The sequence below is a fragment of the Ochrobactrum sp. BTU1 genome (genome assembly GCA_018798825.1).
In the GTDB taxonomy this organism is placed as follows: Bacteria; Pseudomonadota; Alphaproteobacteria; order Rhizobiales; family Rhizobiaceae; genus Brucella.
This window is the reverse complement of sequence record CP076355.1, coordinates 1157470-1170716: the sequence shown is the minus strand read 5'-3', so window position 1 is coordinate 1170716 and position 13247 is coordinate 1157470. Positions and strand designations below refer to the sequence as shown.

Below are 13247 nucleotides of genomic sequence, written 5' to 3'. Positions count from 1 at the left end.
AATGACTGAAAAGACAAAAACAGTACTCGTTACAGGCGCCAGCCGTGGAATTGGTCGTGCGATTGCTGTTGGTATGGCCAAACGCGGCTTTAATGTAGCCATCAACGATATTGAACGCCAGAAGGATGCGCTGCAGGACGTTGCAAAAGAAATAGAAGCAGGTGGTCGCCGTGCATTAACTGTCTATGCCGATGTGAGTAACAAAGCTGACGTTGAGACGATGGTACATAAGACGGTCGAAAGTTTTGGCCGCGTTGATGCTGTCGTTAACAATGCAGGTATCCTGATTGCCAGCGATGTCGAACACCTTAAAGAAGAACATTGGGATAGTGTGCTTGATGTAAACGCAAAGGGCACATTTCTGGTCGTTCAAGCTGTGTTGCCTTTTATGAAGAAACAGAATTACGGTCGCATCGTGAATATTGCATCGATTGGCGGCAAACATGGCGCTCCGGAGCAGGCTCATTATTCGGCCTCGAAGGCTGCTGTCATGGGGTTCACACGTGTATTGGCACAAGAGGTCGGAATTTTCGGCATCACTGCGAATTGCATTTGCCCAGGCATTATTCTCACCGATATGGGTCGCGTAAATCTTGATGACATTGCGGTGCGGGAGGCATGGCAGGAAAAAACGGCCATGCGACGGATCGGTGACCCTGAAGATGTAGTAGGACCGGTTGCATTCCTCGCTTCCGATGATGCAGCATTCGTGACCGGGCAAAGCCTCAATGTTGATGGCGGGATCGTGCTGAGCTAGCGGAGCCGCTGAAAACGCTGATTAATGGCTGTCTGAGACGTAATAGTAAGGAAATCAGTGGCGATTTTTCTTCTTTGCAGCGCCATATCAGTGCAAACAAGATGACTACAAAAGCATTTACAATCGCTAGTGAAGCTCAGGATTCTGCAGCCATATGAGCCTCCTAAGGTCCTAGTGAAACTTAGCGCAATTCTGTAGAATTTGACCATAAAAAAACCCCGGCCGGCAAGAAGCCGTAAACCGGGGTCTGCGCTCGGAAGGTCTGAAATTCACCAACGCAATAAAAAGATAGCATCGTTTTAAAAAGCAGAAAAGCCCCGGCTCGCGGGTAATCGTTCAGAGTCGGGGCTTGCGCTTGGAGTCCCAGCAGACCTTTCTTGCGCTCAATCATCATCGCAGAAATATACTTGAAAGTAAGGGTCGATACCGTACCGAGCCCGGGTCCGACGCAAAATGAAAACCCCGGATAGCGGGGGCTAATCCGGGGTTGCGCTTCGACTGTTACTGCTCGTCTCAGCGCAAAGTCATAATCTCACAATCTCCGTAGAAGACAATAAATCACGCGCTTTTTAACGGTGTCTTAGACGTTAAATTTCAAAGGCAATTGGGCAAACCCAACAGTTTTCTCGTATATGTAATCCGCGCGTCTTTTCGGCGGGAGCGATTTCGCAAGCCCATGTCAGTGAGACGGAAGCCATTCTTAAATAAGAACAGCGCTGTAGTCTGCCGGACGAACAGACTACTTATGACAACGTGCATCTAATAAAGGATAGGACAGTTCAGACTATTATGGTGAGTAGTGGTAGTACTGCTTTCGGCCCACGGTCATTCTGACGTTTACTCTTGTGCTCGCATACGCGGAAATTGATTTTGCTTTCGTCGGTTGTTCGACCAACTTTCGAAAAATTGTCTGCAGAACTGTTTCCGCTTACCAGCGGTTGTTACGCCAATTATCCTTCGCGCTTAATAGCGGCGACGAATAAAAAGCCCTGCGAGTACCGATATCGTGACTGTGACAGAAAGCAGAACAAAGGCAAGTGCTGCTCCGAGGGGCCAGTTTGCCTTATTCAGTATTTCTGTGACGGTCATCGGAGCCATCATGCGGAACGATGGGCCGCCCAGAAGTACAGGCGTGGCATAAGCATTCATCGTCAGGATGAAGGAGAGTACCGAGGCTGCAAGAAGGCCAGGCATAATTTGTGGCATACGAACGAGCATGAAGCTTTGCAATGGTGAAGCACCGAGGCTGGCTGCTGCGTAATCTATATTTTCGTCCAAACCTTCAAACACACTTTGTAACGTGAGGACTACATAGGGAAGATTGACGGCCGTTATGCCAATGAACACCGCAACTGGTGTCTGCATGATCGCTAGAGGCGTGGAGATGACGCCGACTTTCATAAGCAGAAAATTCAACACGCCGGTCTGGCCAAAAGCGACCATCCAGCCGGCAGCGCGAACAGCGTTCGAGATAAACAGCGGTAGGATAATTGCCATAAGAAGAATGGTTTTAAGACTGCCGCTCTGTTTTGAAATCCAGTTTGCTAGCCGTAGGCTGAGTATAACGCAGACTGCGGTAACAGAGGCTGCAGAGATCTCAACAAATGAACGGCTCAGTAAAATCAATCAGGGCTCAGAATTCGGCGCAGTCGCGCAGGAAAACTCAGGCTGAACGCTCGTCAACGACACGGTCAAGAGTTTGCCAAGCAACCCTTGAAGCACTTGCTGAGGTCGGTCATGGGCTTATTTCAACAGCCATGATTGCTCAAAAAGCAAAGGTCTCGCGTGGCGCGCTGACGCATCACTTTCCCTCGCGTAATGATCTACTGGTTGCAGCTTTGCGACAGCTTCATGAGGACTGGGAAGTCGCTGATCCCTTTGGAGCTGATCCTAATGAAACCAAGCATAAGCTGCCAGAACTGACCGAAGCTCTTTGGTTGACGATCTTCTCGGATAGCCGGTACATCGCCGCAATTGAACTGATGCTGGCAGCTCGCTTAGACAATGAGCTTGGTCAACGATTAAGGGACGAGATGGGTCGTTGGGTGGATATCCGTGATTTAAGCATATCAAACTGGTGGGTTTTGAGCCTGACAATGAGACCGATACATTAAAGGTTCACCTAATTCTGTCGGTGTTACGTGGTATAGCGGTGCGCCAGAGCTTTGATCCGGAAATTACAACCGGGCGCAAATTGGTTGATCTGTGGAAAAAAATGCTAAATCAAATAATGGAAGCGCCTAACTGAAATCCAGTATTTCAGAAAAGTATGAATATATATAAGTTACTAGAAAATAGTAATATATTATATTATATTATATTATATTTAATTTCTGATCGATGTTTTTATTTGTGCTGTTATTATTCGTCATAAGTATAAATCGATCGGAATATGATATTTTCCTTATGGGTTGTTTATTTTAGAAATCCGGAACATATGGCAGAAGTGAAGGTTTGCCATATGTGCCGGAATTATCTCTGTTTATTGAGAGCGTGTTAAATATGTTATTATCAACGAAAGAACATCTGATAGCAGTTAAAATCGAATATAGATTTACAGAGAAAGCCAATTCGTGAACACTTACTCACTTTTCTTGGAGATTTCCGCTCTGACATAAAAGTCAATGAGCATTATAAATCAATTTCCTTCCGCATGGTCTCTAGTCGTTCCATAGCAATAACGCCGTCTGTGATGTTTGGTGCGGCTGTCTCGGCACCCATGAGAGCGGGAAGGACATCAGCCAGCAACGAATGATAGCCCTTTGGATCTTCATTAGCAGCGGCGGTGAAGTTGGGTCTCCAAGTGAGGGTATCGCTCGCTTCTGAAAGCATTGCTTTCGGATCGTCTATTTTGAATGCAGGATTTCGATGCCAGCGAACATCGATGACATTATCCACTTCAATACGCTGATGATCTCCCATCAATTCGATGCGCTCGACTGGTGTTCCACGCGATTGAATAGTACCCATGGCAATCGTGCCAATAGCGCCACATTCAAAATCGATTGCTGCATGAATCAGCAGCTTGCCTGGTTCTTTTTCGACTTTTTTTGCCATAAGTTTTCGCACAGGCGAGACGAGGTGGGAAACAAGATCCATGTAGTGGACGCAATGATGCAGAAAGAAGCCGGTGTAGTCGACATTGCCGACGAAATAGCCGGGAGCCGTCATATAGTAGCCTGTTAGCCCCAATACGTCGCCAAATTGACCCGACTTTATGATGTTGGCCGCAACTTTGTTGCCGACCGAGTAACGTTTCATGAAGCCCAGCAGTAGAGGCTTCTTCGCTTTTTCGGACGCTTTCAGAAGCTCACGTGCTCCTTCTGATGATCCTGATGGAGGCTTCTCCATGAAAACAGGAAGGCCGCGTTGCAATGCCGCTTTGCCAAAGGCAAGGTGCTGATCAGGGCCCACGGCCATACCAATGGCGTCAATACCCGGTGTGCTTAGCAACGTTTCAACATCACCTGTTAGTGTGTGCACACCAAACTGCCGCCCCGCATTTTTTAGGCGTTCGGGGTCGATATCGCAAAGAGCGGCAATTTCGACATCATAACGAACAAGCTGAGGCAGCAGCATTTGAGTTGCGTGGATACCGCAACCAATCCAACCAATTTTTAGGGTCATCGACGATATTCCGTAAGAAGGAGGTGGCTTTTCATAAACGCAGTGCTGGCGGCCAAACGATCACCTTCGTCTTCGTGCGGTGCGCGCCACTGCGCAAAAGGCACACCAAACCGATCGTCCTGACGGCGGAAAGGTTCAAGCGAAATTGGACCAGTGTAGCCAATCTCGTGTAAAGCCCGGCAAACCGATACCCAATCTGTGGCGCCTGTGCCTGGAAAGCCGCGATGGTTTTCGTTGGCTTGAAAATGCACCACGAGATCGCCTGCGAGCTTGATCGCTTCGGGGATTGAACTTTCTTCCATATGCATATGGAATGTGTCGAGCATCAGCTTTATCGCTGGCTGATCAACTGCATCTAACAGTTCGATTGCTTGTTGGGTTGTACACAACACGTCGCTTTCAAAGCGATTGAGTGGTTCAACGGCCAGTAGTACCTCGCTGCCCTGAGCATAGTCTCCGGCGACTTGCAGGGCATGCACGCAACAATCCTTACGGCGCAGACGTTCGTCTTCTGAAACCGGTTGTGGTGGGCGACCAGCAAAGACGAGTGGATTTCCGGTCAAAGGACCTCCGACTACCTGCGCGCCAAGTGCATTCGCGCAATCGACAGTGTATTTGAGATAATCAATGCCGCATTGGTAGGCCTTGCGGTCAGCGGACGAAATATTCCGTTCAAGATTAACGCGTGCTGCAAGTACGATGCTCAAACCTGCATCATCAAGCGCTTTGCGTGTTTCCTTTAGATCAAGTTCGCCCACTTCAGGCACTAGCAGTTCAACGAAATCATATCCGTGATCGCGTATTTTATGGAAAAGCGGAAAATGTTCGGCCGTGAAAGGCCGCGCATATTGCATTGAAATCAACCCTATGGGGTTCATGATATTTCCTCGATAGCTTGAATAATTGATGGAAACAGTGTGTCAGCCTTTGACCGCACCTTGAGTGAGACCGCCTATGAGGCGCTTTTGAACGAGAAGGAACAGAATGGTTGCCGGCATTGCACCGACGACGGCACCAGCTGCCAAAAGTCCCCATTCGATCTGATATTCCCCGATTAACGTCTGGATTGCGACGGTAACCGGACGAACATTTCTACCGCCTAGGGTGAGGGCATAGAGATATTCATTCCAAGCCGTGATGAAGATGTAGATGCCCGTTGAAATGATGCCGGGCATCATCAGAGGAATGATCACGCGTCGAAGAGCGGTAAGACGCGAACAACCATCCATCATCGCGGCTTCGTCCAGGCTTTTGGGAATGGCCGCGACATAACTCGTCAGCATCCAGACCGAGAAGGGAATGGCGACCGTAGAGTTTGCTAGAATAAGACCGAAATAGGTATCCAAAACGCCATATTTTCGCATGAGGATAAAAAGCGGGAGGATCAACAGCACAATCGGGAACATGTTGATGAGCAGAAATTGCATCATAAACAATTTGCGCCCAACAAAGCGAAACCGCGACAGCGCATAAGCCGCCGTAACGGAGACCGCGAGTCCAAGCACCACTGTACCGACCGCGATAACAAGGCTGTCGAGCATGTTTTTGTAGAATTGTGCTTTGTTAAAAAGGCGCTCGTAATTGGCGAGACTCCAGCTCGACGGTGACATTGAAACACCGCTGGCCGATAATTGCTCGGTTGGTGTGAGTGAAGTTAAGACCATCCATGCGAATGGGGCTAAGGCGAAGAGCACGATGCATGCAACCGGAAGGTCGGTCGTCAATATGCGCTTAATGGTGCTTTGACGTTTCATTTTTCGACCTCACGCATTGTGCGGGCAAGATAGAGGACAACCAGAACACCAAGCAGCAATGTAAAGGTTACAGCGATTGCTGTGCCATAGCCAAAATCCAGATTTTGCCTGGCTTTCACGAATGCATAGAGTGGCAAAGTGTAGGTTGAGTAGCCGGGGCCACCGCCCGTCATCACGAAGATCACGTCCATGGAGTTCGCCACCCAGATCACGCGGAGTAGACCTGCTGTTGCAAGAACTGGCGCTATGCCGGGCAGTGTCACATTTACAAACTGGCGCCAGGGCGAAGCTCCATCTATGGAAGCTGCCTCATATTGGCTTTTGGGAATGCCCTGCAAACCCGCGAGAATCATGATTGCAAAGAATGGGAAGCCCTGCCATGTCAGCGTCGCGATGATTGCATAAAGTGCGATGTTTGGATCGGCCAGCCACGGAACTGCATGACTTACAATTGACAGATTGAGCAATATGTCGTTGAGAACGCCTGTATTGGGGTCGTAAATCCAGCGCCACATCAGCGCTATAACCACACTCGGCAGCGCCCATGGTATAATGACCAGTGCTCGGGCCAAACCGCGCCAAGGAAACTCCCTGTTGAGCAAGAGGGCGGTTATAAGCCCAAGCCCCATCTGGAGTGGCACAGTCAGACCTATCCAGATACACGTGTTCCAGAACGCGGCCCAGAATACGGGGTCCTGTAACAACTTGATATAGTTGCCGATGCCAACAAATGCCGTTGCTTTGGGTTTGAACAACACCAGATCGTAGAAGCTTGTCCAGACCGCCTGCATCATTGGCAAAAATACGATAGCCAGCGTGACAATTACAGCAGGGCTCAGCAACCAGTAAGGCAGCAGTTTTTTGCTCCGGCGTCGGAGGCGGGCTGGTGATTGGGAGACAGAAGGTAACGCGGACATAGGCTATCTATCCAGACTGAGGAATGGATTGGCTTGCGACGACGTTCTATAAGGAGAGGTATGGCGGCTTTTGTGGATGCCACCATGAAGGTCCCATACGTCGGAGGCTTAGTTCTGGAATAGGCTTTCCAGTTCCTGCATCATCTGCTCAGATGTGATTTGGCCTGCAAGTGCACGTTGCATGGCAGTTTGCCACGCGGTATTCACGAATTCTGATGTACCTTCATTTTGTGGGAGCACATGTGCAAAGGGCAGGGAATCGACTGTCGCATCAACAAAGCGACGATCATGCAGTTTCCAGTCTTTTGAGCCGCTTTTTGTGACTGTCATCTGGCCGGTTGCGCTGTTGAAGGAGACGTTGTTTTCACCCTCTGCGAGGAAGGAAATCCATTTCCATGCAGCATCTTTCACTTCGGAAGACGAGAAAATCGCAAGCGATTCATCACCATAAGATGTCCAGCGGCTGCCGCCGCATTCAGGAACGGGAACTGCTGATACCTTATCGCCAAGTGCTGCCACGAGATCCTTAGACGAGCCAATATGGTGGATCGTCATTGCAGTCTTACCGGTTTTGAATGCTGAAATGATCTCCTGAAACCCATCGTTTGGTGCTGATGGAGGAATGACTTTGTCCTTCTGGAAAAGATCGATCACCCATTGATTGGCCGCAACAGCTGACGGCGTTGTCAAGCCGCCTGGCTTGATTTCGCCGCCTTGTGAAAGAACGAATGCGCCCCACTGGTCCCATCCACCCTTACCGCCGCGCAGGCCAAAGCCATAGCGTTTTGGTGCGTCGGTAAGCTTGATTGCAGCATTGCGGAAATCGTCACAGGTTTTAGGGGCCTCAAGGCCTGCCTCCTTGAAAAGGTCGGCACGATAATAGAGATACAGAACGACATACTGAATTGGCAGGTAATATTGGTTGCCATCAGCTGCTTTGTTTAGCTCCAGCAAATTATCGAGCAGGTCATCTTTGCCTGCCCAGCCATTGATCCGGTCGCCGAGCGGTTCAAGGGCTTCCATTTCCGTTAATCGTGGTTGTGCAAACAGCTTCACCATCGCAGCGTCTGGTGCGCTGCCACCAATGATCGAAGTGTAGAGATTATCGTAATAGCTGTTCCATGGAATGTTCTCTGCTTCGATTTTAATGTCCGGATTGGCTTTTTCAAATTTGGCGACCAGTTCCGACATCGGATTTTCCGGATTGTCGAAGTGGTACCAGAAGCGAACCGTTTCAGCAGACTGCGCGGAAAATGTGAGCGCAACCGTAAATGCTGCACCGAGCATAAGAGATTTCAACATGTCAACTCCTCCCAGTTGTTTACGAAGGCCTCTTGTTCAGGCCATTCGGCTTAATGCCTTCGCCGCGTCCTCCAACGCCGCTTCAGCTGCCGTCAGTTCATTCGTGTATTGAAGAAAGCCGTGTACGACGCCTTCTGTGATAACTAATTCGTCCTTGCGACCAATCTTTGAAAGCCGCTCGTGCAGCAAAATCGTATCGGAAAGCAGGGGGTCAATGCCTGCTGCTGTCAGATATAGCGGGGGCATTTTTTTGAGTGTTCCATCGCTGGCGTGAAGCGGGCAGGCGAGTGCATTTGAAGCGATGTTCTGTCCACTCGCATACCAGTTCCAGTAACGCTTCATTCTGTCGGTGGTCAGTCCGGGGCCATTGATGAAAGCCTGATATGACGGAGTTTCAAAATCCATGGCATAGTTGCCATAAAATAGCAGAGCGCCTTTTGGCAGCAATTGGCTATTTTCTGCCTCATGCAACATCGCTGAGAGAGCAAGATTTGCGCCGGCAGAATCGCCAGCGATATAGACGGGGTCGTCCAGTCCTTCCAACCGTCCATCAACCAATGCCCGCATAGTGCCGATGACATCGTTTAAGCCTGCGGGAAAAGGGTTTTCCGGTGCTAGACGGTAATCGGGTAGAACCACAGTTAAGCTGGTCTTTTCGGCCAGCACCCGTGCGCACCGCTCATGCGTTTTAGGGCTGCAAAAAGCAAAGCCGCCACCATGAACGAAAAGAATGATGCCGCGTTTTTTGTTGATCGGTTCCAGAACAAGGAGTGGTGTTTGCTGCGAGCCAATACTCGGGTTTGCGTCAATTTGCATTGAACGCACATTCTGCATTTCAGGAAGATTGATATTCCAGCGCTGATTGTTCTTTTCTGCAAGCGCCCGCCCGGCTGCCGGTAGAAGCGTCGTTGGATCGGGTAAGCCTGCAAACTCAACGGTAATTTTTTCGAGAAGAGCCTGCATTTCTGCTTGTAAATCATGGTTGATACAGCGCGACATCAGCTGCGACCTTCTTCGGGGAATACCGCGGGTCCGAAATCGACGATGGTTGCAATGTGATGTCGCATAGCTGTTTGCGCAGCCTCAAGGTCAGCAGCTTCTATGGCATCAATGATTGAGCAATGACGCAGCGCGGTACCCCGCAAGTCGCGTGCGCTGCGACTTTGTGAAATTTTGAAGCGATGATTATGCACAAGGCAACGATGTAAAATAGGATTCAGCGCCGGCAGGTCAGCTTCGTCGAAGATACGCCTGTGAAAGTCGCGATCTATTGCAGCAAGACGATATTCATCTTCGTCATCGGCTGCTTGCAGCATCCCTTCGAGCATGCTTTTGAGATCATCAGTTAGTTTCATGGTCCGTCGCATCATCACGCGAGGGATCCCGTTGCATTCAATGGAGTTGCGCAGACGAAACATTTCAACAGCTTCATCTGGTGTGCATAGAGACACTTGAGTACCCCTATGACCCTGTCTCAGCACGAGCCCTTCTTCCTGCAATTGAAGGAGGGCTTCACGAACTGGCCCCTGGCTGCACTGAAAATGCGCTGCGATTTCCAGTTCGGTCAAATTGGCGCCCGCAGGTAATGTACCGAGCATGATGTCTCGCTTTAGCGCCTCAAATACGACTGCTGCCTTTGGAGGTTTGCTCTGAACGAGTTTGGATGAAAAATATGCCACGCCGCTGCCTGAGCCTTCTTGCCTAACACGTCAATTATCATTATTGATAATAATATCGATAATTGACGTCAAGCGAAAACTCTGGGAGGAGAATGCATGATCGCCATCGCATTGGAGCGTATCCAAAAGACCTATGGCAACCATAAAGTTATCCATGCTCTGGACTTTCGGATCGAGAGCGGGGAGTTTGTCGTTTTGGTCGGTCCTTCCGGTTGCGGAAAATCAACCTTGCTCAGAATGATCGCGGGTCTGGAGGATATATCTGCCGGTGAGTTGAAATTTGGCGATGCTGTCGTCAATGAGCTGTCGCCTTCAGAGCGTAACATCGCGATGGTTTTTCAGGACTACGCGCTCTATCCGCACATGAGTGTGGAGGAGAATATGGCTTTTGGGCTAAAGATGCGTGGATCGAATGACAATGATGTGCAGTCACGCATTGGCGCTGTCGCCGAGACGCTAAAGATTGGTGAGTTTCTCGAACGACGTCCAGCCCAACTTTCAGGTGGTCAACGTCAGCGCGTCGCGATGGGTCGCGCAATTGTCCGCGAACCCAATGCATTTTTGTTTGATGAGCCACTGTCTAATCTTGATGCAGCTTTGCGGGTCGAGATGCGGTTGGAAATTGCAAAACTGCACCGCAAGATCAAGGCGACTACGGTTTATGTTACGCATGATCAGGTTGAAGCTATGACTCTCGCTGATCGTATTGTGGTTATGAACAAGGGTAATGTCGAACAGATTGGCAAGCCGCTTGATATTTATCGCAAGCCCGCCAGTCTTTTTGTTGCACAGTTTATTGGCAGTCCGACGATGAATGCACTTCCTGCCGAGGTTGGACAAATCGGTGGAAAAACGCTGACGCTCTCCTGCATGGGTAGAGATATACCACTCAATTCTAATGCAGCACCGCTTAGTGTTCAGGATCGTATCGTGCTCGGTGTGCGGCCTGAAGATCTAGCCGTCTGTTCGGAACAGGAAGCATGGTTTAGCGGTGAACTTGCAGTGGTTGAACGATTGGGCAGTCAGATGTTTGGTTATATCGAGATTGGCCAACCTAAAATGCTGACTGTCGAGTTTCCCCGCGACAGTGAGGTCGAACTCGGACATCAAATAAACATCAAGGGAGATGAAAGCCGTGTTCATCTGTTTGATAGCAAATCAGGCAGAAGAATTTGAGCACCGGCGCTGGTGTATCACTTATGAAAAGCGAAGTGATTGGTACATTTGGCAAAATGCGTCTTGTATCTTAATTGCAATCTGTCACGACCGCTCTCAGGCAGGCGCGGCGCGAGGGCACCGGTCGCCCTCTCGTGATTTTGTTGCGCCGTAAGGTGGCGACGACGACACCGAAACAGGAAATGTCTCGCTCCAGGCGAACCATTCGCGGGACGAAGGTTGAGTCCATTGCACCAGAGTTTACCCGGCGCAACAATCCGACGAGACGGGCCTTCAGAAAGACATTTGAGAGGCGTATGTGGGTTGCGCCGTACCATCATATATTCTTAATGTCTGACGCGCTTGCCTTCGTCCGAGGGTGGATCACCAGTTCGAGCTTTAGAGCAGATCACCCAGCCATCAGGGTACGCGGCTGGCAGCTTGCTCCCCTGCCTGAAGGCGAAAGATCATGCCCTGGCGCATATGGAGCAGATCACCGAGAGCCCTTGGAGTGAGGCTGGATTGCCTGCGAGCGCGACGGATGATGGCACTTAACTGTCTTTCTGTACGGGCGATGGAATCGGTCATGTGCGCCTCCTGCTTGAATATGAGGCAATATAAGACTTCGCTATACAAGTTCGCGTCTATTAGCGGGTGGTCCTGGCGGGTCGGGTTAGCGTGAGTGTTTCGGCAAAAAACCCCGGCAGCACGGGCTTGCCGAGGTTCTGCGCTAAGACTGATTCGCATTTATCTCACCGCACCACTATGATACTCGAGCTCTTGTTAGATAGGAACGGCGTCTAACGAAAAGTTTAACGCGGTGAAGCGCACGGGGTTGAAAGTTTTCGGGTTTGGGACGGCGCTAATTGATCATCGCATAATGTCTATAAAAGAAGAGAAATCGAGCGCGATGTAACGACGTTCTCAACGCTACCTTTTAAGGTCAATCAGATGGAAAAGAAGACGTTCTCCGTGGAAGGGCGGCACCTTTTGGTGGGCTTCCTCCGCAGGCAGAGGTTAGTTGCAGGAGAGCCATTTTTTAATAAAGCGCAGCGCCGTAATCTGTCGGATAAGCGGATCGCATGTCCTTGCGAATGTCATTCATGAAACAGGCGGCACGATGCTGCCGATTGTTGAGAATCTGAGTTACTCGCTGACGGCAAGCAGGAATGTCGGTGGTATGGTGTCGAGTGGCGCTGCCATTTCATCGTCCGAACCAGTTGCAATTGATCCACGCGTCAATCAAATCAGCCAGCGTCAGTTTAGCCGAACAGAGTTACAGCACAAAGATTCTTGGAAGGCCGCCGATGAGCTCTAAAATAAGCTTTCTTGATTTTAATTACTTCAGCATAATACGTAGAAGCGCTTCGGCAACCGAGTGTCGGTATCTGATATAGAACCGCGGAATTCCATATGTGTCATCATCAGGCTTGGCACTCTTACTGACGGTTGTAAAAGCGCTTTCATAACCAGCATCGCGCACCATGTCGCGATGCCGCTGATTGTTCCCGCCATACGGATAACAAAAACTTGGTACGGACCAACCAAGCATATCCTCCAACATACTTTTAGATTGAGTGATTTGGCGGCGAGCCTCATGATCGTCAGTATCGGGTAACAGGACATGGTCAAGCGTATGAGCGCCCACTTCATGGCCCAGCGCGTGCCATTCTCGCATTTGTGACAGGCTCATGCAGGGGGTGTCCGGTAACCCCTCCTTTTGATCCCACACATTGCTTCCGCCAATCTGATTGGCTACGAAATAATTTGTGGCGGTGAATCCACAATCCGCGAGGACAGGTGCAGCGTTTTCGAATGTGTTCCGAAAACCATCATCAAACGTAATCACCACGACCTTGCCTTGCTTTTCTCCGCGCAAGTATGGCCAAGCATCACGAACGGAAAGCCCTTTATAGCCTAAATATTTCAGGGATCGCATTTGCCGACGAAAACTATCGGGGTGAACAAATAGTCCTTGGTAAGGCACATTTCTTTGAGGCAAAGCAGCTATTTGGTGATAGAGAAGCACGGGAACGGCCATAGAACCTCAATTGCA

The 13247-nt window shown here is 49.8% G+C and carries 12 protein-coding genes and 2 pseudogenes; 4 read left to right on the top strand and 10 right to left on the bottom strand.

The window, feature by feature from the left end; translation table 11 throughout:
- Window position 1 precedes the first annotated feature (1 nt).
- Window positions 2-757 carry an SDR family oxidoreductase gene (locus tag KMS41_16870; protein QWK79167.1) on the top strand — a complete coding sequence of 252 codons (756 nt, stop codon included), beginning with the start codon at window positions 2-4 and terminating at the stop codon, window positions 755-757.
- Between the two features lie 963 nt (window positions 758-1720).
- Here KMS41_16870 and KMS41_16865 read toward each other — a convergent pair.
- Window positions 1721-2341, bottom strand: a pseudogene (locus KMS41_16865) (ABC transporter permease).
- Window positions 2342-2361: 20 nt separating this feature from the next.
- Between KMS41_16865 and KMS41_16860 the strand changes: the two are divergent.
- Window positions 2362-2871 (top strand): TetR/AcrR family transcriptional regulator, encoded by a 510-nt coding sequence (locus tag KMS41_16860; protein QWK79166.1) that lies wholly within the window; start codon window positions 2362-2364, stop codon window positions 2869-2871.
- Between the two features lie 517 nt (window positions 2872-3388).
- Here the strand turns inward: KMS41_16860 and KMS41_16855 are convergent.
- The 7 genes from KMS41_16855 to KMS41_16825 all read right to left on the bottom strand — a co-directional run bounded on the left by KMS41_16855 (window position 3389) and on the right by KMS41_16825 (window position 10036).
- Window positions 3389-4384: a Gfo/Idh/MocA family oxidoreductase gene (locus KMS41_16855; protein ID QWK79165.1), complete on the bottom strand. Its 996-nt coding sequence runs from the start codon at window positions 4382-4384 to the stop codon at window positions 3389-3391.
- Complete coding sequence (locus KMS41_16850; GenBank protein QWK79164.1) at window positions 4381-5262, bottom strand: TIM barrel protein; 882 nt, start codon at window positions 5260-5262, stop codon at window positions 4381-4383. The genes KMS41_16855 and KMS41_16850 overlap by 4 nt, the downstream gene beginning before the upstream one ends.
- 42 nt (window positions 5263-5304) lie before the next feature.
- Window positions 5305-6138: a carbohydrate ABC transporter permease gene (locus KMS41_16845; protein ID QWK79163.1), complete on the bottom strand. Its 834-nt coding sequence runs from the start codon at window positions 6136-6138 to the stop codon at window positions 5305-5307.
- Window positions 6135-7055, bottom strand: coding sequence for a sugar ABC transporter permease (locus KMS41_16840; protein QWK79162.1), 921 nt, complete (start codon window positions 7053-7055; stop codon window positions 6135-6137). Before KMS41_16840 ends, KMS41_16845 begins: the two co-directional genes overlap by 4 nt.
- A gap of 108 nt (window positions 7056-7163) precedes the next feature.
- Window positions 7164-8357, bottom strand: coding sequence for a sugar ABC transporter substrate-binding protein (locus tag KMS41_16835; protein QWK79161.1), 1194 nt, complete (start codon window positions 8355-8357; stop codon window positions 7164-7166).
- Between the two features lie 36 nt (window positions 8358-8393).
- Window positions 8394-9356, bottom strand: a complete 963-nt coding sequence (locus tag KMS41_16830; GenBank protein ID QWK79160.1) for an alpha/beta hydrolase — start codon at window positions 9354-9356, stop codon at window positions 8394-8396.
- A complete protein-coding gene (locus KMS41_16825) occupies window positions 9356-10036 on the bottom strand; it encodes a GntR family transcriptional regulator (GenBank protein ID QWK79159.1) in 681 nt (226 codons plus the stop codon). The genes KMS41_16830 and KMS41_16825 overlap by 1 nt, the downstream gene beginning before the upstream one ends.
- A 96-nt stretch (window positions 10037-10132) precedes the next feature.
- On the opposite strand from KMS41_16825, the gene ugpC reads away from it, so the two are divergent.
- Window positions 10133-11212, top strand: a complete 1080-nt coding sequence (gene ugpC, locus KMS41_16820; GenBank protein ID QWK79158.1) for a sn-glycerol-3-phosphate ABC transporter ATP-binding protein UgpC — start codon at window positions 10133-10135, stop codon at window positions 11210-11212.
- Between the two features lie 316 nt (window positions 11213-11528).
- Here ugpC and KMS41_16815 read toward each other — a convergent pair.
- A pseudogene (locus KMS41_16815) lies at window positions 11529-11779 on the bottom strand (transcriptional regulator).
- Window positions 11780-12311: 532 nt separating this feature from the next.
- On the opposite strand from KMS41_16815, the gene KMS41_16810 reads away from it, so the two are divergent.
- A complete protein-coding gene (locus KMS41_16810) occupies window positions 12312-12509 on the top strand; it encodes a hypothetical protein (protein QWK79157.1) in 198 nt (65 codons plus the stop codon).
- 21 nt (window positions 12510-12530) lie between these two features.
- On the opposite strand, the gene KMS41_16805 is transcribed toward KMS41_16810, so the two are convergent.
- Window positions 12531-13232 (bottom strand): polysaccharide deacetylase family protein, encoded by a 702-nt coding sequence (locus tag KMS41_16805; GenBank protein QWK79156.1) that lies wholly within the window; start codon window positions 13230-13232, stop codon window positions 12531-12533.
- Window positions 13233-13247: the final 15 nt, after the last annotated feature.

Coding starts and splice junctions, on each gene's coding strand:
- KMS41_16860 (QWK79166.1), top strand. CDS start 2,362: ATGAACGGCTCAGTAAAATCAATCAGGGCTCAGAATTCGGCGCAGTCG.
- KMS41_16870 (QWK79167.1), top strand. CDS start 2: ATGACTGAAAAGACAAAAACAGTACTCGTTACAGGCGCCAGCCGTGGA.
- KMS41_16840 (QWK79162.1), bottom strand. CDS start 7,055: ATGTCCGCGTTACCTTCTGTCTCCCAATCACCAGCCCGCCTCCGACGC.
- KMS41_16835 (QWK79161.1), bottom strand. CDS start 8,357: ATGTTGAAATCTCTTATGCTCGGTGCAGCATTTACGGTTGCGCTCACA.
- KMS41_16855 (QWK79165.1), bottom strand. CDS start 4,384: ATGACCCTAAAAATTGGTTGGATTGGTTGCGGTATCCACGCAACTCAA.
- KMS41_16805 (QWK79156.1), bottom strand. CDS start 13,232: ATGGCCGTTCCCGTGCTTCTCTATCACCAAATAGCTGCTTTGCCTCAA.
- ugpC (QWK79158.1), top strand. CDS start 10,133: ATGATCGCCATCGCATTGGAGCGTATCCAAAAGACCTATGGCAACCAT.
- KMS41_16810 (QWK79157.1), top strand. CDS start 12,312: ATGCTGCCGATTGTTGAGAATCTGAGTTACTCGCTGACGGCAAGCAGG.
- KMS41_16845 (QWK79163.1), bottom strand. CDS start 6,138: ATGAAACGTCAAAGCACCATTAAGCGCATATTGACGACCGACCTTCCG.
- KMS41_16830 (QWK79160.1), bottom strand. CDS start 9,356: ATGTCGCGCTGTATCAACCATGATTTACAAGCAGAAATGCAGGCTCTT.
- KMS41_16850 (QWK79164.1), bottom strand. CDS start 5,262: ATGAACCCCATAGGGTTGATTTCAATGCAATATGCGCGGCCTTTCACG.